At 54.2% G+C, this 25,488-nt stretch carries 37 protein-coding genes; 12 read left to right on the forward strand and 25 right to left on the reverse strand.

What is annotated here, in order from left to right:
* Nucleotides 1–132 precede the first annotated feature (132 nt).
* Both RJT50_RS03450 and RJT50_RS03455 read left to right on the forward strand, forming a co-directional pair.
* Entirely contained in the window at nucleotides 133–1,047 is a 915-nt protein-coding gene (locus RJT50_RS03450) for a DUF6610 family protein (protein ID WP_313695912.1), read from the forward strand.
* 35 nt (nucleotides 1,048–1,082) lie between these two features.
* On the forward strand, nucleotides 1,083–1,466 hold the full coding sequence (locus tag RJT50_RS03455) for a hypothetical protein (RefSeq protein WP_313694113.1): 384 nt from the start codon (nucleotides 1,083–1,085) through the stop codon (nucleotides 1,464–1,466).
* Here the strand turns inward: RJT50_RS03455 and RJT50_RS03460 are convergent.
* On the reverse strand, nucleotides 1,455–1,712 hold the full coding sequence (locus RJT50_RS03460) for a hypothetical protein (RefSeq protein ID WP_313694114.1): 258 nt from the start codon (nucleotides 1,710–1,712) through the stop codon (nucleotides 1,455–1,457). The two genes, RJT50_RS03455 and RJT50_RS03460, sit on opposite strands and share 12 nt — an antisense overlap.
* A gap of 83 nt (nucleotides 1,713–1,795) precedes the next feature.
* Here RJT50_RS03460 and RJT50_RS03465 point away from each other — a divergent pair, with 83 nt between their 5' ends.
* Both RJT50_RS03465 and RJT50_RS03470 read left to right on the forward strand, forming a co-directional pair.
* Complete coding sequence (locus RJT50_RS03465) at nucleotides 1,796–2,236, forward strand: hypothetical protein (RefSeq protein WP_313694117.1); 441 nt, start codon at nucleotides 1,796–1,798, stop codon at nucleotides 2,234–2,236.
* 39 nt (nucleotides 2,237–2,275) lie between these two features.
* Nucleotides 2,276–2,686: a hypothetical protein gene (locus RJT50_RS03470; protein ID WP_313694118.1), complete on the forward strand. Its 411-nt coding sequence runs from the start codon at nucleotides 2,276–2,278 to the stop codon at nucleotides 2,684–2,686.
* 12 nt (nucleotides 2,687–2,698) lie between these two features.
* On the opposite strand, the gene RJT50_RS03475 is transcribed toward RJT50_RS03470, so the two are convergent.
* The 9 genes from RJT50_RS03475 to RJT50_RS03510 form a co-directional block, all read right to left on the reverse strand.
* A complete protein-coding gene (locus RJT50_RS03475; RefSeq protein WP_313694120.1) occupies nucleotides 2,699–2,935 on the reverse strand; it encodes a hypothetical protein in 237 nt (78 codons plus the stop codon).
* 121 nt (nucleotides 2,936–3,056) lie between these two features.
* Entirely contained in the window at nucleotides 3,057–3,149 is a 93-nt protein-coding gene (locus RJT50_RS18645) for a hypothetical protein (RefSeq protein ID WP_425499703.1), read from the reverse strand.
* Nucleotides 3,150–3,286: 137 nt separating this feature from the next.
* On the reverse strand, nucleotides 3,287–3,964 hold the full coding sequence (locus RJT50_RS03480) for a DUF6884 domain-containing protein (protein WP_313694121.1): 678 nt from the start codon (nucleotides 3,962–3,964) through the stop codon (nucleotides 3,287–3,289).
* A gap of 349 nt (nucleotides 3,965–4,313) precedes the next feature.
* Nucleotides 4,314–4,664 carry a hypothetical protein gene (locus RJT50_RS03485; RefSeq protein ID WP_313694124.1) on the reverse strand — a complete coding sequence of 117 codons (351 nt, stop codon included), beginning with the start codon at nucleotides 4,662–4,664 and terminating at the stop codon, nucleotides 4,314–4,316.
* Entirely contained in the window at nucleotides 4,661–4,876 is a 216-nt protein-coding gene (locus RJT50_RS03490; protein WP_313694125.1) for a hypothetical protein, read from the reverse strand. Before RJT50_RS03490 ends, RJT50_RS03485 begins: the two co-directional genes overlap by 4 nt.
* Before the next feature lie 290 nt (nucleotides 4,877–5,166).
* Nucleotides 5,167–5,538: a hypothetical protein gene (locus RJT50_RS03495; protein WP_313694127.1), complete on the reverse strand. Its 372-nt coding sequence runs from the start codon at nucleotides 5,536–5,538 to the stop codon at nucleotides 5,167–5,169.
* Nucleotides 5,522–6,043 (reverse strand): hypothetical protein, encoded by a 522-nt coding sequence (locus RJT50_RS03500; RefSeq protein WP_313694130.1) that lies wholly within the window; start codon nucleotides 6,041–6,043, stop codon nucleotides 5,522–5,524. Before RJT50_RS03500 ends, RJT50_RS03495 begins: the two co-directional genes overlap by 17 nt.
* The gene (locus tag RJT50_RS03505) at nucleotides 6,043–6,282 is read right to left on the reverse strand and encodes a hypothetical protein (RefSeq protein ID WP_313694132.1); all 240 of its coding nucleotides are present in this window, start codon (nucleotides 6,280–6,282) and stop codon (nucleotides 6,043–6,045) included. Before RJT50_RS03505 ends, RJT50_RS03500 begins: the two co-directional genes overlap by 1 nt.
* 6 nt (nucleotides 6,283–6,288) lie before the next feature.
* The gene (locus tag RJT50_RS03510; protein WP_313694133.1) at nucleotides 6,289–6,600 is read right to left on the reverse strand and encodes a hypothetical protein; all 312 of its coding nucleotides are present in this window, start codon (nucleotides 6,598–6,600) and stop codon (nucleotides 6,289–6,291) included.
* Between the two features lie 118 nt (nucleotides 6,601–6,718).
* On the opposite strand from RJT50_RS03510, the gene RJT50_RS03515 reads away from it, so the two are divergent.
* Nucleotides 6,719–7,093 (forward strand): hypothetical protein, encoded by a 375-nt coding sequence (locus RJT50_RS03515; RefSeq protein ID WP_313694134.1) that lies wholly within the window; start codon nucleotides 6,719–6,721, stop codon nucleotides 7,091–7,093.
* 54 nt (nucleotides 7,094–7,147) lie between these two features.
* Nucleotides 7,148–8,044, forward strand: coding sequence for a hypothetical protein (locus RJT50_RS03520; protein ID WP_313694136.1), 897 nt, complete (start codon nucleotides 7,148–7,150; stop codon nucleotides 8,042–8,044).
* Nucleotides 8,045–8,059: 15 nt separating this feature from the next.
* On the opposite strand, the gene RJT50_RS03525 is transcribed toward RJT50_RS03520, so the two are convergent.
* The 6 genes from RJT50_RS03525 to RJT50_RS03550 form a co-directional block, all read right to left on the reverse strand.
* The gene (locus tag RJT50_RS03525) at nucleotides 8,060–9,169 is read right to left on the reverse strand and encodes a hypothetical protein (protein ID WP_313694138.1); all 1,110 of its coding nucleotides are present in this window, start codon (nucleotides 9,167–9,169) and stop codon (nucleotides 8,060–8,062) included.
* A gap of 112 nt (nucleotides 9,170–9,281) precedes the next feature.
* The gene (locus RJT50_RS03530) at nucleotides 9,282–10,421 is read right to left on the reverse strand and encodes a DUF4238 domain-containing protein (RefSeq protein WP_313694139.1); all 1,140 of its coding nucleotides are present in this window, start codon (nucleotides 10,419–10,421) and stop codon (nucleotides 9,282–9,284) included.
* A gap of 41 nt (nucleotides 10,422–10,462) precedes the next feature.
* Nucleotides 10,463–11,746: a hypothetical protein gene (locus RJT50_RS03535; RefSeq protein WP_313694140.1), complete on the reverse strand. Its 1,284-nt coding sequence runs from the start codon at nucleotides 11,744–11,746 to the stop codon at nucleotides 10,463–10,465.
* A 63-nt stretch (nucleotides 11,747–11,809) separates the two neighbouring features.
* Nucleotides 11,810–12,217 carry a hypothetical protein gene (locus RJT50_RS03540; RefSeq protein WP_313694141.1) on the reverse strand — a complete coding sequence of 136 codons (408 nt, stop codon included), beginning with the start codon at nucleotides 12,215–12,217 and terminating at the stop codon, nucleotides 11,810–11,812.
* Nucleotides 12,214–12,429 carry a hypothetical protein gene (locus RJT50_RS03545; RefSeq protein ID WP_313694142.1) on the reverse strand — a complete coding sequence of 72 codons (216 nt, stop codon included), beginning with the start codon at nucleotides 12,427–12,429 and terminating at the stop codon, nucleotides 12,214–12,216. The genes RJT50_RS03540 and RJT50_RS03545 overlap by 4 nt, the downstream gene beginning before the upstream one ends.
* A 293-nt stretch (nucleotides 12,430–12,722) precedes the next feature.
* Nucleotides 12,723–13,160: an ArsR/SmtB family transcription factor gene (locus tag RJT50_RS03550; protein ID WP_313694143.1), complete on the reverse strand. Its 438-nt coding sequence runs from the start codon at nucleotides 13,158–13,160 to the stop codon at nucleotides 12,723–12,725.
* Between the two features lie 131 nt (nucleotides 13,161–13,291).
* On the opposite strand from RJT50_RS03550, the gene RJT50_RS03555 reads away from it, so the two are divergent.
* Genes RJT50_RS03555 through RJT50_RS03565 form a run of 3 tightly spaced genes read left to right on the forward strand, consistent with a single transcriptional unit; the run spans nucleotide 13,292 to nucleotide 14,631 of the window.
* Nucleotides 13,292–13,981: a hypothetical protein gene (locus RJT50_RS03555; protein WP_313694144.1), complete on the forward strand. Its 690-nt coding sequence runs from the start codon at nucleotides 13,292–13,294 to the stop codon at nucleotides 13,979–13,981.
* A gap of 9 nt (nucleotides 13,982–13,990) precedes the next feature.
* The gene (locus RJT50_RS03560; protein WP_313694146.1) at nucleotides 13,991–14,197 is read left to right on the forward strand and encodes a hypothetical protein; all 207 of its coding nucleotides are present in this window, start codon (nucleotides 13,991–13,993) and stop codon (nucleotides 14,195–14,197) included.
* Nucleotides 14,197–14,631, forward strand: coding sequence for a dual specificity protein phosphatase family protein (locus tag RJT50_RS03565; RefSeq protein ID WP_313694147.1), 435 nt, complete (start codon nucleotides 14,197–14,199; stop codon nucleotides 14,629–14,631). The genes RJT50_RS03560 and RJT50_RS03565 overlap by 1 nt, the downstream gene beginning before the upstream one ends.
* Here the strand turns inward: RJT50_RS03565 and RJT50_RS03570 are convergent.
* On the reverse strand, nucleotides 14,628–16,028 hold the full coding sequence (locus RJT50_RS03570) for an ATP-binding protein (RefSeq protein WP_313694148.1): 1,401 nt from the start codon (nucleotides 16,026–16,028) through the stop codon (nucleotides 14,628–14,630). The genes RJT50_RS03565 and RJT50_RS03570 overlap by 4 nt on opposite strands.
* Nucleotides 16,029–16,100: 72 nt before the next feature.
* Here RJT50_RS03570 and RJT50_RS03575 point away from each other — a divergent pair, with 72 nt between their 5' ends.
* Nucleotides 16,101–16,259, forward strand: coding sequence for a hypothetical protein (locus tag RJT50_RS03575; RefSeq protein ID WP_313694150.1), 159 nt, complete (start codon nucleotides 16,101–16,103; stop codon nucleotides 16,257–16,259).
* 303 nt (nucleotides 16,260–16,562) lie between these two features.
* On the opposite strand, the gene RJT50_RS03580 is transcribed toward RJT50_RS03575, so the two are convergent.
* Entirely contained in the window at nucleotides 16,563–17,018 is a 456-nt protein-coding gene (locus RJT50_RS03580) for a hypothetical protein (protein WP_313694151.1), read from the reverse strand.
* 160 nt (nucleotides 17,019–17,178) lie between these two features.
* Nucleotides 17,179–18,183 (reverse strand): DUF932 domain-containing protein, encoded by a 1,005-nt coding sequence (locus RJT50_RS03585; protein WP_313695914.1) that lies wholly within the window; start codon nucleotides 18,181–18,183, stop codon nucleotides 17,179–17,181.
* Between RJT50_RS03585 and RJT50_RS03590 the strand changes: the two genes are divergently transcribed.
* Nucleotides 18,073–19,368, forward strand: a complete 1,296-nt coding sequence (locus tag RJT50_RS03590; protein WP_313694154.1) for a hypothetical protein — start codon at nucleotides 18,073–18,075, stop codon at nucleotides 19,366–19,368. The genes RJT50_RS03585 and RJT50_RS03590 overlap by 111 nt on opposite strands.
* Nucleotides 19,369–19,494: 126 nt before the next feature.
* Here RJT50_RS03590 and RJT50_RS03595 read toward each other — a convergent pair whose 3' ends face one another.
* The 6 genes from RJT50_RS03595 to RJT50_RS03620 form a co-directional block, all read right to left on the reverse strand.
* Nucleotides 19,495–20,712 (reverse strand): helicase HerA domain-containing protein, encoded by a 1,218-nt coding sequence (locus RJT50_RS03595; RefSeq protein ID WP_313695916.1) that lies wholly within the window; start codon nucleotides 20,710–20,712, stop codon nucleotides 19,495–19,497.
* A gap of 185 nt (nucleotides 20,713–20,897) precedes the next feature.
* Complete coding sequence (locus tag RJT50_RS03600) at nucleotides 20,898–21,542, reverse strand: hypothetical protein (protein ID WP_313694157.1); 645 nt, start codon at nucleotides 21,540–21,542, stop codon at nucleotides 20,898–20,900.
* Between the two features lie 6 nt (nucleotides 21,543–21,548).
* Entirely contained in the window at nucleotides 21,549–21,941 is a 393-nt protein-coding gene (locus tag RJT50_RS03605) for a hypothetical protein (RefSeq protein WP_313694158.1), read from the reverse strand.
* Nucleotides 21,942–21,950: 9 nt separating this feature from the next.
* Nucleotides 21,951–22,739 (reverse strand): hypothetical protein, encoded by a 789-nt coding sequence (locus RJT50_RS03610; RefSeq protein WP_313694160.1) that lies wholly within the window; start codon nucleotides 22,737–22,739, stop codon nucleotides 21,951–21,953.
* The gene (locus RJT50_RS03615) at nucleotides 22,736–23,467 is read right to left on the reverse strand and encodes a hypothetical protein (RefSeq protein WP_313694163.1); all 732 of its coding nucleotides are present in this window, start codon (nucleotides 23,465–23,467) and stop codon (nucleotides 22,736–22,738) included. The genes RJT50_RS03610 and RJT50_RS03615 overlap by 4 nt, the downstream gene beginning before the upstream one ends.
* Nucleotides 23,468–23,471: 4 nt before the next feature.
* A complete protein-coding gene (locus tag RJT50_RS03620; protein ID WP_313694166.1) occupies nucleotides 23,472–24,272 on the reverse strand; it encodes a hypothetical protein in 801 nt (266 codons plus the stop codon).
* Between the two features lie 177 nt (nucleotides 24,273–24,449).
* Here RJT50_RS03620 and RJT50_RS03625 point away from each other — a divergent pair, with 177 nt between their 5' ends.
* The gene (locus RJT50_RS03625) at nucleotides 24,450–25,430 is read left to right on the forward strand and encodes a hypothetical protein (RefSeq protein ID WP_313694167.1); all 981 of its coding nucleotides are present in this window, start codon (nucleotides 24,450–24,452) and stop codon (nucleotides 25,428–25,430) included.
* Nucleotides 25,431–25,488: the final 58 nt, after the last annotated feature.

The following is a 25,488-nucleotide window of genomic DNA, read 5'->3' on the forward strand; positions in this document are numbered from 1 at the left end:
GAGGCTGTACTCGAGGAGTGTGAGAGGCGGGGAATCGAACTGAGCGATCTGCCTCTTTCTGAAGATGTTGAGGATGATTTGGATTCTTCTTAAAAAGTTCTGAGCCGCATTACAGCTCGCGGTGGTAGCTGAATCGATTTACGAGAAGCTCAACGACTCCAATATTGCTGTAGTACGGGTCGCGTCCCATTTGCTGTAGAAGCGTTCGAGGCTGGGTTTCTTCCGGGAAATCGTGAGGACAGCAGTTACCAGCTTACGGAGGAGCATACGAACGTCGACCTGCCCTCTGGATTCATGGATAATGATTACGAGGACCCGGATCTGGACAGGTTGCTTGAGAAGTTCCATGAACGGGAGCCACGAGTCGCGGTGATCGGAGACGCCTACACCAGGGAAGAGGCGGAGAAGTACCAAGATACCATCGACGACCTCGCTGACGAGTACCCGTACCGGCGTTTCATCGTTGCGCCAAAGTGCGAGGCAGCTTTCGAGGTCCTGGATGCCGAGACTACGACTCTGGGTTATGCGAACGGGAAGAGTTCGGTGCAGGCAGAAGACTTGGGGCCAGTGAAGTTCCGTGGATGGAACGTACATATCCTGGGCGGCAATCCTATCGACGCTTATGAGGCTATGCAGTCATTGACTCAGCCAACTCTGGACGGTCGAGAGCCGGCGAACATCGTTGGATATGACTGGAATGGGCCGCTGCGGATGGCCTACTGGGAGTATTGGACGCCAGATGGTTGGCAGGACAACGGGCACTTGACACCTCGGGAAACAGCCCGTAGATCGTACCAGGAAATCAAGCAGTACCTGCAGGAGAAAGATGTGTGGCCGGAGACTGAGCCTCGGGAACTGTACGGTGAGGCTGTAGAGGAACCGGACTTTGACATCTTCATGGACAAGGGTGGAGACCCGATTCCGTCGCGTGAAGCCTTGGAGACTTCGTACGTCCGTGAGTACGAGGAGAAAGGCACGCTGGCGTTTGAGTCAGAGTCGCAGATGAAGTTTATCGAGTACCGGGAAGGCTTGACACCGGTCGGCTGAACTGTTTTAAACACGGGATTCGGATATTTTCTACAATGGCGCTGAACGAGTTCGACCAAGACCAAATGGAACACTTCGAGTGGATCAGCGACGAGCTGTATGATTCACTGGAGTCAGGGGAGGATGTGGAGATCCGTGTCCGCCCTGGTTACGATGATGCGCCGCGTCAGTACGACCTGCAGAGGATTCTCGATCCGAGGATGGAACGGTTCCAGGAGTCCAGCAGTGAAGCTGTCGACGACCTGTACGAGTTTGTCGACGACTTCTTTGGCGAGACTCAGTACGTGGACTGGACGACTGTAGCGTTCGATGAGTTGGAGCAGAGAGGCGAGGAGTTTTTCGAGTACGATGACGGCAGCGAGCTACATATTGAGGTATATGAGCCAAGAGAAGACGGCCATGATATTCTACGTCTCTAGTTTCTTTTCTGCGTGGATTTTCATGAGATCCCAGTTGTTCTTCAGGTAGTCGTAGAGTTCGTCGTCGCCATCGTTCAGTGCTTGATGGGTTGCTTCTTCGATGTTCCGCCAGACCTCGTAGAAATACTCAGTGTCATCTCTCTGGTGCTGTGCTTCCGCGATCTCCTCAAGGATCTGTTTCCGGGCTTCTTTGATTTCGTCTTCACTGGATTCAGGGGCGAAGATTGTGGTATACGGGGGACGCATTTTTCTCCGTGTCTGCTTATCGAGCCTATTGACCAAAATAGTTATTGTAGTATATGGTTTACTGTGCTATTGGCGATACTGGTATGAACGGTAGTTTGCCTGAGGCCGGTCGAGAAGGTATCGAGCAACTGGAGAACGGGAACGTGGTTCAGGCGCGGAATGAGTTTGCCCGTCTCCACGTCAAGGCAGGGATGAAGAAGCAGGGTGTACTGAAGACGGATACTGATGAGAGTTACTGGGAACGAGTGGAGGACTTGGCGGAGGAGGCTACACAGATTCTCCACAACGTGGGAGACGCTGCGGAGGCGTTGAAACGGTTGGAGGAGTTGTTTGAGGGCCGTGTTTTCGACAGTTCTGCGATCACCTACCAGGGCGGTGTCGGTGAGGCGGAGAAGACTGTCTCGGAGTCTGATACGGATGAGGTGGTGCAGGATCGTATCGAGTTCTTGGAGGAGGAGATTAAGCGGTCGCAGGAGGACTTGATGGAGTTGAAGGAGGAGCTCGACGAACTCCGTGACGAGTGAGTGATGCGGGGTTCTTCGCCTGAGCCGCTGCGTAGTGCTGTGGAGAAACTGGAGGAAGGTGATTTTCAAGGGGCGAAGGAGGAGTTTGAGCAGGTCCGGCAGCAAGCTGAATTGAAAAACGAGGGAGTGTTGGAGAGAAGGTCGGGGGAGGAGTACTGGAGAGGTATTGGTGAAGCAGCTGAGGAAGCTGTCCGTGTCATCGAGGTCTTAGGAAGCTCTGAGGAGGCGTTGAACCGGTTAGAGAATGTTGTTAGGAGTGCGGACCCTGATTCCGGTGTTTCCTACAAGCCAGGTGTAGGTGAGGAGGAGAGGACGTTGGATCATCAGTCTACGGACGAGGTTATCCAGAATCGTATCGAGTTCCTCGAGGAGGAGATTGAGAACTCTGACGAGGAATTACCGGGGTTACGCCGGGAGTTAGATGAGCTTCGAGACTACCAAGAAGAGTGAAATCGACGGGTTCTATTCGGTCTCCAGTAGTTCATCGATCTCCCAGAAGTCCATTGTCTCGTCCTGTTCTTCGTCGTAGAGTGCGACTGCTTTCACGCCTTCTTCCGGCTTCGTGTAGAGCAGGTCATATCGTTCATCGTTGCCGGTGTCGATGGAGAAGTAGGGCATGGTGCTGCCTTTGACTTCGTGACTGTAATCGCCGGCTTGGTCTTCAAGGATGGATCTGACTTTTTCGAGCGGCAGATTCACGGGGAAGATGTAGTCGCCGTCGTTGAGTTTGATAGAGCCGCCGAGTGGCTCGCTCAGGGTTTTGTCGTATTCTACACGTCCTATACACAGTCACCTATCCGGGTTCTTCTCAATGGTATTTTTATTCAATTTGGTCGAAGTCGCGGTTTCCGCATTTGGGACAGATACCCATGTCGTCCGGTTCTTTGTTGCCGCATTCGCTGCACTCCTTCATCTGAAATCATCTCCCTCCACGAAGTCGATAAACCTGGCTCGTTCACCTGGACCGGATCAGGTCGTCTCCCCTGCAGGAGTTGCACAAGCCGAACATTGTAACGTTGTCACAGCCTTTCCGGACGCATTCCCGCATCTCTAACCACCTTCCAGCCAGTCGTTCCAGTCTGATTGTCCGTCGACGTCCGGTACATCCAGGTCCGGTTCTCTGTAGGAACGTACTGAGGATTGCCGTGACTCAGTATCTTGGTTCCGGGTTTCTTCGTAGAACTCGGCCTCTTCCTTCAACCAGGCCATTTGCTCCCCGATTCCGGAGAAGTCCTGCTCCTGGAATGGGAACCGGGTTTCCCAGGGAAACGGTTCGAACACATCGTTCTCTTTGAGAGGGTCGACGTAGTCGTCGCCGGCGAGTACGATTAATCGGCGGCAGTGCGGATTCTCTTCGGGAAACCCTGATTTCATGCCGAGCCAGGAAGCGAGTCCGTAGTGAACGCGGCGGGTCCAGAAGTCGAGCCGGTCGTTGTAGAGTGGTTCGTCCCAGGGATAGCTGGTGTGTTGGTAGGCTTCTGGTTCGACTGGTGCTGGTTCTCCTTCCAGGTCTCCTATGGTGGTGTTGTAGGGTTCTGTTTCGAGGCTGGGCCAGAGTACGTCGTGTTCGGCGGAGAGTATCGCCCAAGGCGTGGTCCCTTCCGGGGCGTCTTCCCCGATTTGTGACCGGGCCTCTGCGTATCGCTTCTTCAGCTGGAAGTACGTCGACGTGTAGAGATCCTCGGCAGGTACGGGTTCATTCTGTTTCTGCTGGCCGCAGCCAACCAAGACGTAGGTGCCGTCCTCGATCTACGAATCACCTTCTCCGGGTTCGAGTGCTTCCCCAGCTTCTTCGATCGTGGCCGGGAAGATCATCAGATCCGGGTTTTCCTCCAAGGCGGTGTCGATACAGTCCTCGTGGCTTTGGATGTAGTCGGGGACTCCAGAGTAGACGAATTTCAGGACTGGTTCTTCAAGATCTGTACCGGTGTAGAGTTCTGCGATGTAGTAGCCGTCGACCTCTCTGCCGTCTACTATGACCGGTGATTCTCACCTTGATTGAGTAAATGTAACCCGAAGAGAGTCGCCGCGACTCCTCCAAAATATGCCAGTAAAACCACATCCATACAGCTGAACGTCACTCTGTATCACCTTCCAGTATCTCCGACACTGGCTCCAGGTCGGCCTCTTCCCGTGCCCGGTCGACGTTTTCCAAACTCGTTGACGGTCCGGCGGAGAGGAAGACTGCTTTCTTCGCTTCGAAGTACAGATCCTCCGGGATGTCGTAGTCGTCGAGGATGTCCTCGATCAGTTCTTCCTGCTTGTCCTCGTGGAGATAATGCCGTAGGTAGGTTGGCGGATCGTCTCTGACTGCGTCACCTGGGTCCAGGCTGCTGTAGTCGAGGCCGGGAGTGGCTTCTTCGTAGAGTGTGTCGAGTATTTCAAAGTAGGCGTCTTCCCATTCATCCTGTACGTCGTCGAGGTTCACAGGGAAGGATCACCTTCGCCTTTCTGGGGTATGTAGTAGGGTTCGTTGCCGCTGAACTTCTCGACACGCTCCAGGTCAACCTCTTCCTCGACGTACTGGTCGATGGCTTCCTCCGCTGCTTCCAATGTGATCGCTCCTGATCTGCCGCCGAGTTGCTCTGGGTCCGTCCTGTAGAGTGCGTCGAGGCATGGCCCGTAGCCGTACTTGTTCATGATTCCGGCGCGGCTGCTCCACGGACCTTTCAGAGTGACTTCTTCTCCGTCGACGGTTTCGATCTCGTAGTGGCGTCCGTTGTACCCGTCTTGTTGGCCACCGTCCCAGGCGAAGAACTGGACGTAACCCGAGTCGTGTTCAGCGTACCATAGCCCCTGTTCCTCGCTGCCTTCAAACTCGAGGTCGCTGGTGTCGGGGATTTCGTCGACGTATAGTATGAGTCGTGGGTCGTTTCCGAAGTCTTCCTTCCAGTCGATTTCAGCGTCTTCTAACTCGATTGTGTATCACCTTAGAGAGTTTTTGGTTGCAGATTTGTCTCGTCAGCTTTTACGACAATCACTCCCGTTGCTATTCTGGGTGCTGTATAGTATGTGGGCAAAACCCGGAAATTTACCTGCTCTCCCTCTTCAAAGTCATCAGGGTTCTGAGTCAAGACTATATACACCTTAGAATAACCGAAAATCCAGTCTGGAGTGCCTCTGATAAGTCTCTTTTTCCAAAGTGAATCTGGTTCTGCATCTACTATAACCCTAATCGCAGACCAGTCAGTATCATGCAAGCACTGAGTAGCCGGATAGTGAATAACCTCCTTGTTTTCTATGACTTGGCCGATCTTACCTTCTATCTCTTTGATCCCAACTCCTTTAGTCAGATCTACCACCTTCTGATTCAAGTTCTTCCTGTAGGATTTGCCGTCCGTGTGTACCGAGGTTGAACGCGGCCTGCTCCACCAGCTTCCGAGCTCCCTCGTCCTCATCGCTATTGTCAAAGTCGAGTTCTTTCTTGAGGTCGGCCAGCCAGAGATGGAACTCCGGCTTGGTCACGAGGTCGGAGGTGCTGAGGATTTCTAGGTCTTCGTCGAGCTGGGTGTCGTCCTCGTTGTAGCTGAGAACGGTTTCTCTCCCGTTTGCAGGTGTGTAGACGGTGTGTTCGTAGGCCGTGACCTGCAGCCAGACTTCTTCTTCCGGCTCCGGTTCTTCCGTTGGGTCTGCCTGGATATCTTCCGGGACTGATAGTTTGATGTATTCGGTGACGTCGAAGTCGGACTTGTCTTGGAAGAACTGAATGTCTTCCCTGCACTCCTTGCAGAAGTCGTCGTCGGAGCAGGACTGGCACATATCCACCATCCTGGCTACGACTGATTTCGTCTCTTCCTCCATCGTCATCACTGGTCGTTCTCACCTGCGGTGACTTCCTCGGCTTTCTCAAGAATATCTTCGAGTTCTTCTCGATCTATACCGATGATATCGTCCGGTATGAACTCGTTGTCACCAGTCTTCGGTCCCTGGTGTATCTGGATGTTGCCGTCGCCATAGATCAGGGCTCTGGTGATCATAGGTTCCCCTTGGAAATTTCCCTCAAACGCTATCGCTTGCTCGTAGTCGTCGTAGTCGCCTTCGCTCACTCTGTATCACCTGTTGTCCTCCTCGTTCCCTACGACGTACATTATCCGTCCGAGTGCCTCGGGAAGTGGTGAGGAGGTGTCTTGGTTCAGCTGCCAGTGGTCTACTTCGGATTCTACCTCGGCTTTCTCTATGAGGCCGCCTTTGACCAGGGTATCCCACCGGTCGTAGAGTGCGTCTTTGGAGACTCCGGCTTTCTCTGCCAGCGTGGTCTTGTTGTACTTGATTTTCGGGTTTTCAAGCAGTAGTTTTGCGATTTTCAGCGTCACCGAGTCCAGTATGTCGTCGGCATCTACACGTTCTTGAGTCTCTTCTGTCATATACTACTACCTGCGAAAACGACTTTTTAATATCTAATCCACAACCGAATCCAGACGATAGAATCTGCCCAAAGCTTATGCGGGAACCCGGAAAACGTCAGCAGTAAGACCGGAAAGAATGTCTGGAAGCTTGCCCGAAGACCTCTGGCAAACCGGGAAGTTCGCTGTTGGATACTACCGAGGAGACAAAACCAGCCTGATCTCCCGGGGGATCGACGCCGTATCTCCCCTACTGCTAATCCTGGTTGTGGCCTTCGGTATAGGGCACTATCACGGGATTGTATCTGCAGCTGACCTCCTCCGTGTTCTCGGAGTCACCGCACTAATCGGGGCAATCGACCTGACCTTGATCCTCGATCTTTCGATCATTCTCGACTTCCTTATCGGCGACATCTTCGGCCTGGTCGGCCTTAGAAATCTGCTGACCGGTTTGGCGGCTCTAGGGCTTGGAGGTCCTGTGGTGAACTACTTCCGGGCTCTGCGTAACCAGTAACGCGGTCTTTTCTGACCCAAACAGTTTCACGGCTCTACACAAGGGATTAGCTGTATGCATAGGCGCACGTTCCTCAAGGGGGCATTATCGGCCTTTGCTATCCCGAGTCTTTCTCTCAGTGTTGCTGCCGAGCCCTCCACTCCGAGCATCAGTCAGACCGATCTCTCTCAGTATGGATGGAAAGTCACGGATCCGACCCCGACCATTCCTTCGTTCAGCGATAGTGGTCGCAAGGAGGATGTTCAGAAGACATCGTGGGGCCTGAATGCATTTCACGGAACCAATCTCCCCGGTAAGATAGAAGAGGCAACTCCGTTGGAAGATGTGGATCCTCTCAAGCACATCTGGACCACTCACGTTACAACAACGGATGAGGATACGAAGCAGGTGTGGACGGGAAGTGAATCAGGGGAAGCAGCCGCCAGTATCGACGGGACGACGGAAGCTGCATTCGAGAAGTACGTTACTGAGTCGGTTCTTCAGGGAGAGATGGAGTTCCGTGGAGAGTTCCACCGTAAAGCAGCTAAACAGGGAACGACGGGGCTCCTTGGTCAAATCCCGACCTTTGGCCCTCTAATCGCCCAGTTGACGTCCTGGGTTTGGGATATGAAGACTTCAGTAACGACAGCTACCGAGGATACAGCACATATCTCGCAGTACTACTTCAGTGTCCCACTAACTGCGATCTCATCTGATGCGGAGAGCAAAGTTGACGAGGAGGTTTCACTGGATTACCGAGGAATCTACATCGACTGGTTCACAGATGATAACGAGTTCTACGCAGCTGGCGGAGTCTATCCTCAGAGCATGGAACACATGAACGTGCGATTGTCTGAGGCATTCGATTCTGGCATGGTCGATATCGATCTCGGGATTGACCCGGAAATCCAGATGGAGACGAGTAGAGGATTTGAGAAGGAGGTTCTTGATCTTCTAAGGAAGGTTGGTTGATCAGGATAAGACCAGCTAAGGGAGATACACTGAGTGGTCCTCCGGGTCGGTTGATTCGAGATCGTAGGATGGGAGACCGTCGAAAAACTCTTCGATAACTGGGATTAGGTGGTGGAAGTCAGTTATCAGAGTGTGCATCATTTCGTTCGGATCCTGGTTCTCGACTTCGTATCCCCAGAAGTCCTCAGGCGGGATATCGAATTTGCCCACTGACTGGTGGGTGATCGTCATGTCGAAGTCGCTGATGTAGTTGTCTTCGACCTCGAACGTGTAGCTTCGGTGGCTGCTAATCCCGGTAGAAAATTTGAAATCAGGGGTGTCGTCCGTTGTCCGGTAGTCTATGCAGCTCCATCTGTTGATATCGGAGCTGTCGTCAATCTTGAACGTGACTCTCAACCCGTTACTGTCTTCCTCTGAGTTTCCGCTGGCAGCCTTCACAGTTTGAACCTTCCACGGATGATCCTCGTATTCCTGCAGACGAGCCTTCAGATCAGGTACAGAATCCAGTGCTTCTCGGTACTCGGAATGCGTGGTATAGTACTGGCTGAAGAACCCGTCATCTTCGTCCGGGTCGTAGTCGTCTGGTTTGAGACCGTCGGGCTGCCAGTCCTCCAGTAACTGCTCTACTTCGTCGTCAAAACTGGGCTCATCCGACATCTCCTCAAGAAGTTTTTCTACCGACGGTACAGTTCCGCCGCCCGATTCAGGCGTGGTAGATCCGCCGGTATCGTCGCTGAACTCTTCTCGAAGCTCTTTGACCCGGGACTGATACTGACCCCTGTAGTCCTCCGTAAGATCGAGGATTGTCTCAATGTCATCCGTTGTGAGATCCGGACCTGCGACCTCTCGGAGATCATCGAAGTCAAGGTCTGAAGCATCTCCTTGAGGCCCGGAGTTTTCTGTCCAGTGCAGATCGACGTCGAAGAGCGTCCAAGTCAGGTGCTTGGGAACATTGACACCGCCGTCATCCCCTGGTTTTATCGGTTCATATCCCAGTTCTCGATAGATCTCTTCCGTCACTTCGGGTGTCTGTAACGGGAGAGGGTGACTTAAGCCGGAGACGTGTGCATGGACGTAGTAACCGTCTTTGTCGTTGGAATCAGCATATTCCTTTAGAACCGGCATAAGAAGCTGTTGTCAGGACCCATCATATAGTCCTCGTTCTCATCAAACAGAGATTGAGATTTTAGGGAGGACGGGTATCTTATATCGGCTAAACCGGTTCCACAGCAGGTTTCTATAGGTCCAGGGTTTCTTCGAGGAGCCTGATGCAGTAGATCACGGCGACATCAGACGCCCAGTTCACCTCGTTGAAGATGCTGTGAACGAGTTGACGGCCCTTCTCTAATTCAGATGCTGGACGCCGCTCCGTATACCTGACTCCGTCAATCGTCGTGCAGCTGGGAAGACTGGGCGAGGTCTTGGGAACCTGGTAGGCCGGTGCCTCCTCCATCTCGAACTCGCCCATGTTCTCGGTTTCCTGTGTCGTCGTGATTTCTTCTCTCTGCCGGACCTCGTCGATCCGGTCGTACAGGTCCAGGATGTAGTCTTCGCTGCTGTCGTTGAACATGACGACGCTCTCGGCGTTGTGGAACTGCAGTAGGTTCAGGTCGTCAATGACCTCCTCGTCTTTGATCAGGACTTGCCTCTTGGAGTTGTGGTCGAACCTGTAGACATCCCAGTCGTAGAGGAGCAGGATATGGTTCTGGTCGATAGGGCAGTAGATCTGGAGGCCGCGGTTGCCCATGCCTGCAGGAACCAGACCGAGTTGGTGTTTGTACTGGGGGATGTCGAGGACCATCGGGGCGTCGGAGATGATGAACTCCTGGTCGGTGACGTTGCACAGCATCACTCCATGGAGGTCTTTGATCCCGATGTAGCCGAAGATACCCTGGGCGATTAGGAAGTGGTGTACGCCGAGGAGCTGATGTTCAACCAGTTTCTCTTTCTTCTCTTCCTCATTGAACTCGTCTTCCCACTCGATCCGGTCCTCGTACCTGCCGGCTTCCATGTCGTCTTCGACGGCGTCTTTCAGGAAGTCGTAGCCCTGTTTGATATCCTCCTTTGTCGCCCGGCTTCTGGTTCTTTGAGTGGTGATGAAGGAGAGCAAGAGGTCGATACGTTGCTGGGAGAGATCAGTCAAGTCGTCTCCATCTCGGAGCTCGTTGAATGGATGTGCGTGGTGGCCGTCGAGGTTTGCCAGCTCGTCTTCTACGACGGGAGGGTTTCCGTAGAAGTAGTTTCGGGAGCAGACGTTGTCAGTGGTATCTGGAAATATATTTCCGGCAGATAGCGGTAGAACGTTGAGTTTTCCGTCTGTGGCCCAGGCACGGAGGTAGTGCTTGGGGACGTAGTGCTGGTTTTTCCTCTCCGGCATCCTCTTACGTCCCAGGTAGCGATTCGGGCGTTAAAGAGGTTTCAACGGGAGACGAAGTCGTTCGGTTCGAGATCCGTCATCCCGTGTAGGCTTTCGGTGTTGCCTTCAAGCAGGATTTCTCGTAGAAGTCGTTGGAGGAGTATGAGGAGGGCGTTGTAGTCCCGGCTGATCTCTGTAGTGGTGACGCTGGATCCTCCGTGGATGACGTGGTTCCGGGCAGGGCACCAGAAGTATTCTGGGGTGATGTCGTCGCGTCCGTAGATGTCGTCTCCATATTTGGTTATGAGGCTGCCGTTTTCCGGGATCAGGTCCTGGTACTCTACTCCGACTCCATTAACCAGGCCGCTTATCATGTCGGCAGTAGCGCCTGGGTCTTGCTCTAGGTACCTGTCGGCAAGCATCTCGACTGCTATACAGAGGTTTGTGAACTTGACGTCGACCGGCCGGTTCGGATCGAGTGAGTCGGCGTAGAAGCCGTGGATTTTCTTGAGTTCGAGGGATTCCTGTTTTTCTCGGAAGTGGTCGTAGGCCCGGTCCAGGAATAAGGGGAGTTCTTGCCCCACCATGAGCAGAAGATTCCCTGATTTGCAGCATCCTCCGACGTTGCCGTGTAGGCTGCGGATCCTGACGTAGCCCGGCTGATTTGAGTTTTCTTCCCTGATTTCGAGCTTCGAGTGGGAGGGCAGCGTTCCCTGTATGTAGGTGGAAAGCCAGGTGACTTCGTTCAGTAGCCCTTCGGTGACCGTGCCAACTCGGTCCAGGCCTCCGTAGATTCCGCTGATAGATACATCAAGTTGAACGGTGCGGACCAGGTTCTGGTAGTTCTGGATAGAGTTGACCCGAGTAGTATAGTCGGGTAGGGGTCTAACGGAAATGCTCCAGTCTGCTGTGTTTCCGCTTCCGGCCCGCCATCCCGTTCTTTCGATGAGGTCAACTCTGTCGTCAGGATCGGAAAAGCGAGGAGTACCCTTGTACTGGAATCCGAGGACGTCAGCTGTAAGATTTACTTCTTCCCCTTCGATGACCCGGTCTTCACTACTGCAGATTTCGACGACAGAGGGGTTCAGGGAGAGTAGTTCGTCTGCGAAGCAGAACAGGTCGCTGACGATTACTTGTTCGCCTTGTTCAGTGGTTCCCGTGACCTCTGGGTAGATTCCTGTTTCCAGTCCTTCCGTTTCTAAGCCCATTCTGGAGGTTTCGAGGTTGAGTTGGCCACCTTCGGATAGGGAGATCTCAACAGGCAGGGTCTCGTCTTCAACCTCTAATTCGGCCTGTCGTTGGAAGATTATCGCATGGTTGTCGACGAAATCCTGGGACGGTTCCATTCTATATACTGGTGCGATAGATGGACATGGGTGAAGACTCTTCGGTAGATTAGGCTTCGATGGTCATTTGTCTCCGAACCATTCTTCGTTGTTTTCGTGGATGCGGTCGTTGACCTCTCGGATTTCCTCGTTGTGGTCCTCAATTTGCTCAGCTGCGTTCATCATCTCCTCGAACGCTTTCCTTGGGTCGTCGCGGATCTCCTCGGGGTCGTGGAACACCCAGTCTCCAAACTCGGAGAAATCCTCGGCGCTCAACTCCTCCAAGTCTCTTTGACTGGGTTCTATGCTCTCGAGAAATTCCTCGATGTCGACTGTGGGCAGCGGCCCGTCTCCTCCTGGTGACTGGATTTCTTGCCGGAGTTCGAGGACGGTTTTCTCAGATTCTTCGAGCTCCTGCTGGAGGAACTGGATGCGGTCATGCAGGTAGTCAATGTACTCCTTGGTTTCCTGGTCGAGATCTTCTTCACTCATTCTCTGAGTTGGCTGTGTAGTTCTTCGAGGCCGCCGTCTTCCTCTTGGAGCCGTTTGATCATGTCCAGTAATTCGGTACGGGAGTACATTTCATCGCGCTCCCCTTCGAACTGGTATTCCATGCCGTGACCGGTCAACTGGACGTATCGAAGTTCTTTGTCTTCCTGTTTTTCCACGTCGGCTGCTGGTTCCAGCTTTGAGTCGGAGCCCATATATTCGCCATATGGTACACTGTTCTAAAGGGTTTATCCTCGCTTACCCTGAGGGTTTCCTTAGGGTGTCGAAGGCTTCTACTGGCAGGCTTTTTCTGGAGACCATGTCAATCGCCGAGTATGGCTAAGTGTCCGTATTGCGGGGAAGATGCTGATAGAGGTGATTTCTTCCAACCGGTTAATGCGTGGGACGTCGATGAACGGTATGACACGGATGCTGGAAGCTTTTTCCTGGTGTGTTGCCCCAGTTGTGACTCTGTTCTCGGTGGCTCCCACGACGCAGTGGACGACAGCTACCTCTGATCTTGGAGTTCTTCCCAGGCTTCTGCTCGGAGCTTGTTCTCCAGTTCTTTGGTGTCCACGCCGGCATCTTCCATCCGCTGCAAGGTTTCCTCTTCTTCCTCTTCCAGTTCGGCCAGTCGGTCCTGGAAGTCTTCAAGAACCTGGTCCACGTGCTGCTTCTCCTCGCGGACTTCGTTGACGAAGAACTCCCCCAGGACAGTCAGTTCGTAGGTTTGATCGGAGTCGGTAGGCCGGTAGACGAGTCCGGCGTCGATCAACCGTTCAATGTTTTTCTGGAGGCCGGACCGTGTCATCCCGAGTTCGTCGGTGAGCTGGGAGACAGACTCGCCTTCGTCAAGTTGTAGAATAACAGCTAACCGTGCCTCGTTGCCGAGGGATTTGTAGACTTCAGCTAAGTCCTCCCAGGTAGCCTTGTCGCGTTCGCTCACTGCCTCGAAACTATCCACGACTCCTATTTATAAAGTAGGGCTCTGAGAGTGGTTGAGTAGATAGTTAACTACGCCAAAACGCTTATTGTATCGTGGAGTAAATAACCGGGTTAGAGGCGACTGGAAAAGCCATGCTCGAAAAAATTGGCCACGCCCTCGGCCTGTCCCACGAGAAGCGGCACGGCGAGAACGAAGTGGAGAAATGGAAACGCCTGAAGGATGAAGAATCCGACTTCTTCGACGCCCACTGGGACTCGGAAATGCTGGACACCCAGTACGAACGAGAAACAGTCAAAGAAGACATCAGGCACCGTAAACACGACCTGAAAAAACTGAAAACCCAGATCCGGAACCACTGGCGGACCTACCAGGACCGGTTGGAAACAGCCCGTGACAGCGACGAAGGTATCGACGAGCTGGAGGCGAAGACGAAGGCAAAACAGGCGAAGAAAGCTGCCAAGGACAAGGAACAGCTGTACAAACTGCTGTGGATGGAGCTGTCGGCGTTGAAGAACGCACTGCGGAAGGACGGCCAGATCCGTATCCTTGGTGGGGACACCTACAAGGTCGCGTTCTCCGACGTCGACAACGCAGCGGTTGAGCAGATGGCGGAGGAGCATCGTTCCCTTCTTCGTCGGCGGAGGATGAAGGTGGAAGAGTTCAAGGAAGGTATCGACCGGACTGAAGCTGAAGACGTGCACATCGACTTCAGCGACATCGAGAAGGATGCTGCTGAACTCGAGATGGAGGACATGGACGTGGATATCTTCGTCGAGTCCGAGACCCCGGAGATAGAAGCAGGAGAAACCGAGTGGGATTGAAGCAAAGCCATGAGTGATGACGTGAGCGAGTTATCTGAGGCGGAGTTGGCGGAGAAGATCCTGGAGTCAGCTGAGGCATCGGATGAGATGACTGCCCGTGTTCCGTGCCGGGAGTGCGGCCATACATTCGAGTTCGACATGGAGAACGTGTTCGAGTACGTCCTACGGAAGAAGTACGGGATGCGATCGAAGGACCTGGAGAAGAGGAGGGAGTGATGGACCGGGTTCGAGACAACCTGTTTTTCGGAGATATCTACGACGCGGCTGACCACGAGTACTATCGGGAGAACGAGATCGACGCGGTGGTGAAGCTTTGTGGCATTAACCCTGTTCCAGAGTATCCGGACCATGTCGAGGTCGTGGATATGCGGATGCCGGACAGTGAGGAGAACGAGTTGGAGGAGGTTGCCAAGGCGGTTGATCTTATCGTGAAGAAGTTGGAGCGTGGGCAGACGGTTTTCGTTCACTGTGCTGCAGGTCAGAGTCGTTCAGTCACCGTTGCGGCTGCTGTTCATGCTATCTTGGAGAAAACTGGTTTTGACCAGGGTTTGGATAGGATTCGGGAGCTCCGGGATGTGCAGCCCCACCCGAAACTGCAGGAAAATGGCGTCAGCATTGTCCAGGTCTTCAACGGGGAAACGGATTCTTAGATGTATTCTGCGAGGCTGGAGTCGCCGGAGCTGCTACTGGAATTGCTGAAATCCTTGCCTTGGCTCAACGTGTAGTCCAGGCTCTTCCATTTCTCGGATTGGTGCTTCTTCAGGTCGTTGTCACTGACCTCTTTTTCGACGTCATAGTAGTTGAGGTCGACGGGCACTGGTTTCCGGTTGCCGTGCTGGACCACGGCTTGACCGACGTCCAGGTTCTGGATGTACCGTTTCTGGATCTCGGTCAGCTTCATCGACTCCGCTATCGATTTGAACTGCTTCCAGTCTTTCATCGGGAGCAGCATCTTGGTCCCAGTGTTGGCCTTCAGTGAGTCAGTGAGCTTGGTGGCTTCCTGGTCAGCGGCCATGATCCCGAGTCCGAACTCTCGTGCCCGCGCAGTCAGGTCGTCAATCTCCGGGATGCCAGCTGCGTCTGATTGTTCTTTCTTGTAACTGAACGCTTGCTTCGCCTCGTCCCAGATCAGGAGTAGCTGGAGCTGGCCGTTCCGAGACCCGTTTTGGAACATGTATTCGTAGAGCCAGGCGAACAGGATTTCCTGGATGAAGTTCTGGATATCACGGTTCAAGCCGCCGAACTCAAAGACGACCACGTTCCGCTTCATGAGTTCGGGAAGGCTGTATCCTTGGCTGCAGTCGAAGATCGGTCCGGTTACCGTGGTCATCGGCTCCAACCTGTTGAGGACGGTGTCGCGGTAGTTCGACTCTTTTCGTACGAAGTTGACCTTGTCTGATTTGATGAGGGCTTCCAGGTCGTGGAGACTTGGGTACGGCGGGGATCTGTCTCTGAATAGGTCGTATTCTTTGTAGAGTTCGGTGACATGGCTGAGGATGTAGTTCTTTGACCCTGAGAGTAGGTCTCCTGCGTGGCTGTAGATCTCGCTGAATACCATTGCCCACCGCAGCAGTCCGACGTTTTCCGGTGGCTGCAATGGGTTGAACCTGAGTTTGTTCCAGGGGATTACGAGGACGTCCGTGGTTTCGTGGATGAGGTGGCGGTAGTCTCTTTTCCGGTCGAAGATCCAGCAGGGGGTGGAGATCTGGTCGAGGATGTTGTAGTGGTTCGTGGTTTTCCCGGTTCCCGTGGCTCCTACTGTGAGCAGGTGCCGGGTGAGTTCGTCTTCCTTGATGGCGTACGTACGTCCTTCACCCACTGTCTCTCCAAGGATCACGGGGCGGTCAGTGTAGGAGACGTTGGGTGTCTCGCCGTTGAACGGGTATTCCTGGTAGCTCTGGATGAATACGTGAAGCCTCTGCTTGACCGCTTTCTTGACCCGGGGATTCTCTGCTACTGTGGCTTTCTGCAGCAGTTGCTTTGCCTTCGGATGATCCTGGATCCCAAGTCTTTCCAATTGCTGCTCAAGTGTTGAGAGGTCTTTCATCGAGAATCAGCTGCCGGGATAGAGTGGATTCTCGCAGGGAGATTTATCAATATAAGTTCAACAAGCTGCAGTGTGGAGCAGGGTTTCGATCGAGGCGACTACGGCAAGGTATTGAAGGCGATTAAGAAGAAGCACATCTGCCCGATATGCAGCAAGGCTTGGGACAGTCAGAAGAAGGCAGTGGAGAAGTTCTTTGAGAATCACAGTGTCGACGAACTCGAGTCCAGATAATCTTCTGAGAACCGATCGACAAGCGCGTCGTAGCCTTCGTCTTCCAGTATCTCTATGGCTGTCTCTTTGTGCCAGATCGGGTTGTAAGGCTCTTCTATCCTGTATTGTGGGCCGTAGTGGTCGCTGATGTAGAGGCCGAATGGGACGTCTTCGTGGTTGTCGAGGTATTCGTGGTCGCAGATGTACCTCTCGTGGATATTGTATTGGTCGCGGTCGATCCAGTCGTTCCAAACTATGTCATCGATCAGCTGTTCTTCGAGGGTGCGGCCGAACTCGTCGGTGTGGTCTTCCCCAATTCCAGGATCACCATTCTATCTGGTCGGCTGACTCCGCGAGTTCGGTCATGTCGTGGCTGTACCCCTCGGGTAGAGTGTATCCTCCGTCAGGAGCGAATTGATCAAGGCCAGACTGCTCTGTTTTGACTTCGACCCCTTCCATCTCCTTTGCGTCGAGTTTGATCTTGTACAGGCCGGCGCTTTCGTATCGGTCCTGTTCTTCGGGATTGCTCTCCATGAGGTTCTCCATCATCCTCTCGGCTTCTTCCATGGAGTCGTGGGCGATGTCGGCGGAATCGCCGTTCACCATCTTGTCGGAGATATAGTTCCCGTTCTCGTCTCTCCAAGCCCAGAAGTATTTCCGCGGTCGGCCTCCGTCAGTCATCAGATCGGTTTCTTCGAGATCTCCAAGTTCATCTTCCAGTTCCTCTATCCGGAGATCGTAGTGAGCGAGAGGAGCGTAGTTGAACAGGCCGTACTTCATCTCACCGTCTCGGGAAGCGTCGAGGAATAGCCAGTGTGGTTTCCTGAACTCGACGTATTCCTCGGTCTCGATTTTCTCCTGCTCCAGTTCTTGGATTTCCTGCTCGATTTCCAGTTCCTCAGTAAATGGTTCTGAAGCGTCTGAAATCTATGAGATCACCCTACGCCTCGATCTCGTATTCCTGCATGAGTTCTCGGACGGTTTCGCGTTCTCCTTCCCAGTACTCCTCGGCGTCAGGATCCTCGATCAGTTCGTTGGCACGGCTACGTACTGCGTTTTCTCCGAGGATGTCTGGATGGGGTATGCCTTCTCCGTATTCCAGGATTCCAGCTGCCTGCTCAAATCCTGTATCCAGCTGGTACTGCGGGATGTCGTCTTCTGCGAGATGTGTTAGAGCGTAGGTTGCTGCGTTGTAGGTCTCGTACAGGGACGGATTCTCTGGGTCGTCGACTTCCTCCTGGACAGCAGTAATCAGGTCCGGTGTCGGGTTCTCCAGGTAACGATCTATCCCGGTGTCTTGCAGAACCAGCAGGGCTTCATCCTGGTTCATCAGGGTCCGGTCCTGTGCCTGTTCGAGCCTATTTTCGACTTCATCGATTCCCTCGATCGCAGAATCTACTGCGTGTATTGCCAGTCCTGGTTGGAACTCCTCCTCGTGAGTCTGTTCGTAGGTCTGATCAGCTACGAACGCCATCATACCGTTGCTGCAGACCTGCCGCATCGCCCCGTTCTCGTACTTGACGCCGTGGAAACCACTGTGACCGGACCGTACTCGGAGATCTGTTTCGATTACGTCGCCGGGCTGTGGCTCTACAGTCTGGTCGAGCCCAATCCGGGCGCTCATCTTGTGAACGGTCGGGGATAGGTTGACTCTGCCGCTGGGTTCGATATCTTCCTCCCTTTGTTCGATCCCGGTTCTGACGGCGTCGAGTATGTCGCCGTACTGGATTACGTTGTAGAAGTCTTCGTTGCTGGAGACGATGCCTGTTAGTCGGCCGTCGTCGGTCCAGAGACTGTCTCGGTAGGATGCTTCTTGCCATTCATCGAGGTCTTCGTGGTGTCCGAAGACTTTCTGGCGTTCTACTTCGGGTATTTCGTCTTCTATGAGTTTTTCAAGTTCGTAGGAGTCGTCAAATCTGAGTGTGTCGCCTCTTGGAATAGAGATTCACCTGCTAACTCCTGTTTTCTCTGTGTCATTTTTATAAGTAGGTTTTCCACAATGCGTGTTATGGTCCACCGGAGGATACTGGATTTTCTAAGCGATCACAAGTACCTGTCCGCAGGAGGCGGATTTCTCATTGTTCTACTGGTTCTCGCCGGACTCTCTGTATTCTACACTCAAGGAAGCGTAGTCGGATCTACTCCTCTGGTATTCGATGAGTGCCCGGTCAACCAGGAATACGATATTTCTGGTTGCTCTGCTTCTACCACCAACTGGCTTGACGACTCCAAGATAAACGATCCTACGCAGGTGTTCTGGGTCAAAGTCGATGACGTGGACTACAAAGGCGAATTGATGACGCCGTACGTCCCTCTTCTCTACTACAATGGTTTCAGGACGGAGACTGAGGACAGGATAAGCGATATCGGGATTGATGAAGTCGACAGCTCTCCTGCAGTGCTCTCGGGTTTGAGGAAAGGCTCTACCTGTGAATTAACAGCTGACCTTGCCCCGAGTGATGGAGGGAATGTCAAGTACCGTAGTCCGTCCGGCGAAGTGACTTGGGCAGAATATCAGGAGGACTACGAGGACATGGATTCCGACGATGTTCATACGAGCAAGATGATGAGCCGTGCCACTGTTTCAGCTGAAGCAATCAAAGTCACTGAAGGCGATGTCTTCTGCGCCTTCAACGCCAGTGAACTAATCGAATCAGGGTTGAACGTGGACGGAGAGTTCCTCGAGTACGGCGGCGATCCACTGGACTGGCATCACGCCAGTATCGCCGTAGATTTCGAGGTCGACAAAGATGGAGACGGCGTAATCCAGGATCAATGTCCGAACACACCAGGATTGAAGTCGAAGAACGGTTGTCCGAACGAGGAAGTCGTCGTTGATTCTATTGAGGGTCCTCGAAACATTACAGTCGGAAAATCAGTCAACTACACTGTCAACTTGGTGAACCCGGATAACGACGACCTCAGTATATCTTGGAGCAACGGCGAATCCGGGAGATATGCAATTTACCGGTTCAATTCTACCGGTGAGAGAACTGTCACGGTTTCGGTCAGCGACGGCTTCACATCTGTCTCTGAATCAGTCCAGGTCAACGTGAGGAAGAAGTCAATCATCGAGTCGATTCTCGGGTTCTTCGATGGTCTATGGAGCATCCTTCTCTACGGAGGTTGAAGGAACAGTGATTGAGGTTTTCCAGCAGCACCAGGCTTTCTGGCTACTGGTTTTCTTTGTCCTGTTTCTCGTCACCGCGTTCTACGTCGTACAGGGATTGAAGAAGATAGGAGCGGCTCTGTTCGGTTAAACCGGGCTGTAGACCTGGCTCTCATTCCCGTAACGCTCCACAGTCTCTTTCTGCAGAATGTTTGTCTCCAGTAGTTGGTCGAGGACGCGCTGGGTCTTACTGGATCCAAACGGTGCGTCATCTTCCCGGTAGCATTTCGACTTGGATGGTCTCTCGTCGTTTTCCTCTATGTACCGGCGGATGAACTCCAGTAACTGCTGCTCGTCACTGGACAAATCGCTGCCCTGGTCCTCTGTTTCTGGCTCGGAGTTTTCTTCGACTGTATCGACTTCTTTGAGATCTGGTGTGGAGGCGGTAAATCGGTCCTGTAACCGGTCGATCTGGTTCTGTGTCGGCGCGGTTGGCAGGGTGAATGCTTGACGGACTTCGACGCGGAGCTTCGGATAGTCTCGGGACTGGATGATTGCCTCGCCGGTAGCCAGGTCCTGGATCTCTCTTCCGTCGTCGAGGAACTTGGAGGCGTAGTCGAAGTACTCGCCGTGAAGGAACACGGACACCGTGTTTTCCCGGACGTGCTTGTGGTTCCGGTTGAAGTCCATCGGGCTCTGGGAGACGATGACGACGTGGACTCCGAACTTCCGGGCTTCGCGTACCAGGTCTTGGATGGCGTCGGCGGCAGCTCCTTTTGTGAAATTGTGTGCCTCTTCCAGGAAGACGAACAAGGGGGTATCTCGTCGGTCGATCTTGGCGAGCTCGGTGAACACCTTGTTGACGAACTCTTGCTTCTCATCGTCGTCCAGGTCTTTCAGCGTGGCTGCGTTCACCCCGGAGAACAATTCGTGGATGTCGTCCGGCTTGTCGAGCAGCTGGTCGCCGCCGATCCAGTACTGGTCAGCTGCAAGTCCTACGCCTTCGTCGTGATCCGGGTTCGGCAGGGAAACACCGACTTCCTCAGTGTCTGATGGCGAGATCGAGAGGACGTCGTAACCGAGTGACGCGATATTTTCCAGGAGAACCCGCTTCAGGTAGCTCTTTCCAGAACCAGTTTCTCCGGTGATGTAGTAGTGCGGCAGCTCTGCCGGATCGAATCCGACGACCTGGTTAGTCCCGGTCAGGGTGCCGATCATCGGCCCTGTGTTCGGAACCTCTTCTGCGTACGCCACGGTCTCGGCTTTCAATCCTTGAAGCACGGAGCTGACCGCGCGTGCCGGAGTCGCCTTCGACCGTTCAACCGTGGACTCCCCGACCTCGACGTCCCGCAACGCAACCGCCATGTACTGCTCGGCAGAACTCCGGCGAAGATCCTTCAACGACTCCCCGAGGTCGTCGTCGACCTGATCCAATAGTTGCTCGAAGCCATCCGGGTTCAACAAGCCGGTATGCTCTAACCGGTTGAAGACTCGTGGCTCCTCGAGTTCCTCGACGTGCAACTTGAACTTCGGACCCTGCAGGACTTGCTTCACCTTCCTCCGATGCAGGTCGAAGACTTCGTCGACGTGCCTCTCCGCTGCCTCACCGACCCGGTCTTCCGGGATGACTTCGGGATCGGTGGAGAACTGGAACAGGTAGGCCAGTGAGACACCGTTAGCCCGCCACTGCTCCACGGCCTGTTTCTTCTCCTCCAGCGTCTCCAGGATCTGCTGAAGCCGGCTCTCGGCCTGCTGAAGCTCTCCTCGGACCTCGTCCTGTTCTGCTGCATCACCGCTTCCAAACTACTTACAGAGTTCCTGACCGCGACCGAGACCGACTCCTGCCGGTCCCGAAGCTCCTGTGCCTGTCGCTGCAGACGTCCGGCCTCTGCCAGGAGTTCAGCTACTTCGTCGTGCTCGTCGAGGACTTGGACCGAGGTCGTGTCGCAGTAGTCGACGCTGAGGGAGAAGCTGGGGAACGTGTTGGCGAGGTACTTGTTGAGTTTGCCGAGGTTGCGGTCCCACATCTCCTGGCCTTCCTCGTCCTGCTTCACCAAGCGGTACGTCTTCGATGCCCGGACCAGGAACCGGTCCTCTACCAGGTGCGTGACCTCTACCGTGGCCTGGTTGTCCGTATCCCAGAAAAACTCGGTGCAGGGTTCGACCTCTGTACTGCCGATTTTAACAAGTTCCATGGCTTTTCACAGGTCGTCTCTCTGGAACCGGCGGGGACTGTATGGACAGCCATCCCGAGGAACGCCACCAGGCTTCCACGTCCTCTTCCCGCTACTCCACTCCTTGATGCCTTTAATCGGACCGCTGCACACCGGTTTCTGCTTGCCGTCCTCCGGGTCAGGCCGCTTGAACAGGACACACGCATAGTGGACGACCTGGTCGCCCAGCATAGCGTGTTTCGAGCACGGGCACTTGATCGCCGCCCGGTCCTCATCGAGAAGGAACTGGCCTTCCTTGATGGCTTTCTTTGCCACGTCCTTCTTCGACATGTCCGAAACGTCTACTTCGTTGACGTCGCTGTCCGTGTCATCGTCGCTGATCAGGTCTTCGAGGTCGATGTCGATTTCTTCAAGTCCCATAGTTCCGAGTCACTCCTTGAGTTGGTCGTCAATCTCGTTCTCTGTCTCTTCCAACCAGTCAGGGCCGCTGACCGAGCCGCTGCTGTCGCTGAAGGTGCTGCCTTCATCCAGCAAGCCCTCGCCGCCGAAGAACCCGTCCTGGTCGTTGTCTTCGTCGCTGTCGTCACTGCTTTGCAGCGTATCCAGCAGCTGGATTACTACCTTCCAGTCCTGCCGGATCTGGTCGCGTTGCTGCTTCGCCTCCTGGAGCTGCAGCTTCTTCTCCTGCTTCTCCTCCTTCAACTCGTACTCCAGTTCATCCATTTCCTCGCTGTGCCGGAGCTCCCGCTTCTCGATCCCCCGATCGAACTCCACGTCTTCATCGACGTCGACGAGGCAGTCCCCGCAGTACGTGCCGTCCTTCAATCCGTGGCCGGTCGTACAACTGGGGCAGAGCAGCGTGCCGCAGGCATCACACCGTGACTGGCAGCGGTGACACGTCTCCGTTCCGCAGACGGAGCACGTTCCTGAGAGCTGGTTGGGTTCGTCAGCTTCAGCAAGTACGTGCTGGCATGACGGGCATTCCGGGCGTTTCTGGACTGTGACGGAGAACTGGCTGCCGTCTTCCAGGACGAAGTTGTGCGTCTCGTCTTTTACGAAGCCGTCGCCGGGTTTGAACGGTTTGACGACGGTCGCTTCCTTCGTCTCCATGTCGAGACGGGAGCCGTCGCTGGCTTCCAGGTCTGGTTCGACTGGCTCCAGATCTATGTCGAGGTCGACGCCGAACTCGTCGGCCAGGTCTTCGAGGTTCGAGCTCACAGAGCATCACCTCCTGCGCTTCCGCCGATGCCGCCGTCACCGGCACCGCCGCTGCTTCCTCCGCTGCCAGACCCGCCGGAGCCTCCTGCATCTCCACCGGAGCTGCCGCCGTCCATGCCGTAGCCGGAGGGACCGGTAGGTCCGAGATCACCGGCATCTGCCGTAGAGACGTCACCGCTGTACGCTGCGGCGTCGGAAGCTGCTTCAGCCGCAGAACTACCTGAAGCACCGTTACCGTCTCCACTGTCGCCGGCAGGAGAGACGTTCCCGTCAGCGTCGGCCTCTAAGCCGTGGGCTTCCACAGCGTCACTCATTTTCGCCCAGCCAGGGTTCTGCTCCGCAATCTTGGCAACGGCCTCAGTCTCTCCGCTGGCGTCGACCAGACCCGGGTCGTTGAGGACGTCGGAGAAGATGTAGGGATTGTCTGAGGACCTGTTTGCGATCTTCTCCGGTGACTGGCCTTTGTACGAGGACTGTCGGGCAAGCTTCGACACGTCGTCCCCACGCGCCAATTTTCTCTTCCGGTGACTGAACTTCCGCTCCTCTTTCTCCTCTTCCGGCAACCCGTCGAAGTCGACGAGTTCGGGTCCGTCGCCGGTCAGCAGGAGGTATCGTTCTCCGACCGCTCGGACTAGGTTCTTCCCGGCGTCCATCAGCTGCCGCAGAGCGTCGATGACGCCGTCGACCTCCAGGTCGTCACGGGTTTCAGGGTGTTCTGGGTTCACCATGGTTTCACATACTTTCGGCTATCGCGTCAGCAACCTCATCCAGCTGGTCGAAGAACCCCTTCTTCCGCCTACGGCTCGAAGATGACTTTGAACTCGCCGTCTTCTTTTTCTGGACGGAGAAGCCCTGGCTATGGCTGGTCTTGGAATCCACCATCCACTTTTCCATGATGTTGTGCCAGCTCCAGCCGCTGCTGGTCTCCTTGATGTAGTCACCGGTCAAACTGGAGCGATCCCCGACGTAACTGCTCCACTCTGCATCCGCGATAAGGTACGGATCTCCGTTGATCCGTGTCCATGCCATCTTGCCAGGTCGCCAGCCAAACAATTCGTCGTATGCTTCCCGGAGCCGGTCTGTTCCTGTGTCAGTGTCTTCGGGGATCCGGACCTGGGGGAGCAGATGGCAATTCTTGTCGCCCATGTGTTCAACGAGGATGATCCTGACGTCGAACCCAGCTGCTACGAACAGGTTGGAGAGGAGAACGGTCTGATCTTCACAGTCGCCGCTTAGACGGTCCAGCATCTCCGACGCCAGAGGCACCGAACTCCCGCTTCTGTGGTAGTCGACTTCGTCGGCTACGAGCTTGTGTAGGACAGCGACGTATTTCGTCCAGTTTGGCTGGGTGGTGGAGAAGCGGTTGTCGATGTCCTCGGTGATGTACTGGTATTCGCCTTTCCTGATTTTCCGGGTATAGTCCTTCATCGTGCTGGGTTCGTTGGTTTCGCGGTTGGTTCGCCTGTGGCTGGACGGTCTGTTGTTGTCGACGTTGTCGAGCAGTTGCGTCAATTTTCTTCGGTCGTTGGGCACGGGTTGATCCACCTCTCGGATTGTCGGTTGCTACGTGGCTTCGTCGGTTAACTTTTTGGTTAACTGTACCTATAGGTTAATGGAGCAGTGTCTATCTGTCTTGTAGCGAAACTTTATCGCCGAGACGGTGATAATCGCTGTCAGGAGCCAGCTAAGGAATAAAGACAGATTTCCTATATGAAACAGAAACGAGTCTCTCCAACCCGTGTAGAAGTCCGGGAACCTGAGAAACGATCCGGCGGTGAATACTACCCCTTGCCACTGCCTGATGAAATCGAGTTACTGGAAATCGACCAAGGGGACACGGTTGTACTGGAACTGGTCGAAGAAGAGGTCCAGGGCAAATCCATCCGGTACATCCAAGGACACAGTGGGGAGGCTCCTCGGAACCAAATGACTGTTAGACGGCAGTCTGGATGTTCTCCGGAGCTGTTCATACAGTGTCCTGCCGCTTTCTCCGGTGAACACGGGTCACCGCCGTTCAACGAACTAGGGAAAGGTGATCGGCTTGTTGTCGAGGTCCTTGTCGATGAGGGAGAGTTCCGGATTTACGGCTACGACGATTACCGATATCGGTTCCAACAGCTTTCAGAGGATGATGGTCCGCCACCGGAGCTGCCGCTGGCAATTCCTTTGATCGCCTCTAACAACGACGGATACACGGATTTGTCCGGTGAGAAAGAGGGCCAGGAGTTCGAGATCGTGCCTTTCCACGGCCAAGATGAGGTTTTTGTGGAGCTTGGGGAGGAGATGGGTAAACAGGATTTGATGCGCGGCAATCGGTTTCGCGGTATCCCTAATCTGCTTCGGGCAGCTGGAGAACGGACGGGAATACCTGAAAGATCTGTCGACAAGATCGAGATATACTGGGACTCAGAAGACGTTTCGATGAATCCTGACGGCGAGAAAATCTACGAGGAACATGACACAGATTCTGCGAAAGTGGTGCTTCCGGAGCAGGGTTCGTATTTGATTATAGTTGAAGCCGGTGAGGACTCAGGGAGTCATTGGCTTGCAGCGGACCCAAATATTGCGCTGACTGATCCAATCAGAGACAAATGGAGTGCTTTCCTGTTCGAGGACTCGGAAGAGTTGCAGGCTCCGAAGATCTACATCCCAGTTCCGAGAACGGGTAAAGGTCACTGGGATACTTACTGAATTAGTCTTCCCCAGTGGAAATCAGAGGGTGTTCTATCTCTGGTTCACCTGGGCAGAA

It is taken from the genome of Halobaculum sp. XH14, from assembly GCF_032116555.1.
Taxonomy (GTDB): Archaea; Halobacteriota; Halobacteria; order Halobacteriales; family Haloferacaceae; genus Halorarum; species Halorarum halobium.

Excerpts from the sequence above, each read along its gene's own strand:
- RJT50_RS03570 (WP_313694148.1), bottom strand. The coding sequence starts at position 16,028 with ATGAAAGACCTCTCAACACTTGAGCAGCAATTGGAAAGACTTGGGATC.
- RJT50_RS03515 (WP_313694134.1), top strand. The coding sequence starts at position 6,719 with ATGTCTGGAAGCTTGCCCGAAGACCTCTGGCAAACCGGGAAGTTCGCT.
- RJT50_RS03545 (WP_313694142.1), bottom strand. The coding sequence starts at position 12,429 with ATGGGCTCCGACTCAAAGCTGGAACCAGCAGCCGACGTGGAAAAACAG.
- RJT50_RS03600 (WP_313694157.1), bottom strand. The coding sequence starts at position 21,542 with ATGGAACTTGTTAAAATCGGCAGTACAGAGGTCGAACCCTGCACCGAG.
- RJT50_RS03615 (WP_313694163.1), bottom strand. The coding sequence starts at position 23,467 with ATGGTGAACCCAGAACACCCTGAAACCCGTGACGACCTGGAGGTCGAC.
- RJT50_RS03490 (WP_313694125.1), bottom strand. The coding sequence starts at position 4,876 with ATGAACAAGTACGGCTACGGGCCATGCCTCGACGCACTCTACAGGACG.
- RJT50_RS03595 (WP_313695916.1), bottom strand. The coding sequence starts at position 20,712 with ATGGCGGTTGCGTTGCGGGACGTCGAGGTCGGGGAGTCCACGGTTGAA.
- RJT50_RS03500 (WP_313694130.1), bottom strand. The coding sequence starts at position 6,043 with ATGACGATGGAGGAAGAGACGAAATCAGTCGTAGCCAGGATGGTGGAT.
- RJT50_RS03580 (WP_313694151.1), bottom strand. The coding sequence starts at position 17,018 with ATGAAGTACGGCCTGTTCAACTACGCTCCTCTCGCTCACTACGATCTC.
- RJT50_RS03535 (WP_313694140.1), bottom strand. The coding sequence starts at position 11,746 with ATGGAACCGTCCCAGGATTTCGTCGACAACCATGCGATAATCTTCCAA.
- RJT50_RS03530 (WP_313694139.1), bottom strand. The coding sequence starts at position 10,421 with ATGCCGGAGAGGAAAAACCAGCACTACGTCCCCAAGCACTACCTCCGT.
- RJT50_RS03465 (WP_313694117.1), top strand. The coding sequence starts at position 1,796 with ATGAACGGTAGTTTGCCTGAGGCCGGTCGAGAAGGTATCGAGCAACTG.
- RJT50_RS03510 (WP_313694133.1), bottom strand. The coding sequence starts at position 6,600 with ATGACAGAAGAGACTCAAGAACGTGTAGATGCCGACGACATACTGGAC.
- RJT50_RS18645 (WP_425499703.1), bottom strand. The coding sequence starts at position 3,149 with ATGAAGGAGTGCAGCGAATGCGGCAACAAAGAACCGGACGACATGGGT.
- RJT50_RS03520 (WP_313694136.1), top strand. The coding sequence starts at position 7,148 with ATGCATAGGCGCACGTTCCTCAAGGGGGCATTATCGGCCTTTGCTATC.
- RJT50_RS03525 (WP_313694138.1), bottom strand. The coding sequence starts at position 9,169 with ATGCCGGTTCTAAAGGAATATGCTGATTCCAACGACAAAGACGGTTAC.
- RJT50_RS03560 (WP_313694146.1), top strand. The coding sequence starts at position 13,991 with ATGAGTGATGACGTGAGCGAGTTATCTGAGGCGGAGTTGGCGGAGAAG.
- RJT50_RS03605 (WP_313694158.1), bottom strand. The coding sequence starts at position 21,941 with ATGGGACTTGAAGAAATCGACATCGACCTCGAAGACCTGATCAGCGAC.
- RJT50_RS03555 (WP_313694144.1), top strand. The coding sequence starts at position 13,292 with ATGCTCGAAAAAATTGGCCACGCCCTCGGCCTGTCCCACGAGAAGCGG.
- RJT50_RS03460 (WP_313694114.1), bottom strand. The coding sequence starts at position 1,712 with ATGCGTCCCCCGTATACCACAATCTTCGCCCCTGAATCCAGTGAAGAC.
- RJT50_RS03540 (WP_313694141.1), bottom strand. The coding sequence starts at position 12,217 with ATGAGTGAAGAAGATCTCGACCAGGAAACCAAGGAGTACATTGACTAC.
- RJT50_RS03565 (WP_313694147.1), top strand. The coding sequence starts at position 14,197 with ATGGACCGGGTTCGAGACAACCTGTTTTTCGGAGATATCTACGACGCG.
- RJT50_RS03455 (WP_313694113.1), top strand. The coding sequence starts at position 1,083 with ATGGCGCTGAACGAGTTCGACCAAGACCAAATGGAACACTTCGAGTGG.
- RJT50_RS03625 (WP_313694167.1), top strand. The coding sequence starts at position 24,450 with ATGAAACAGAAACGAGTCTCTCCAACCCGTGTAGAAGTCCGGGAACCT.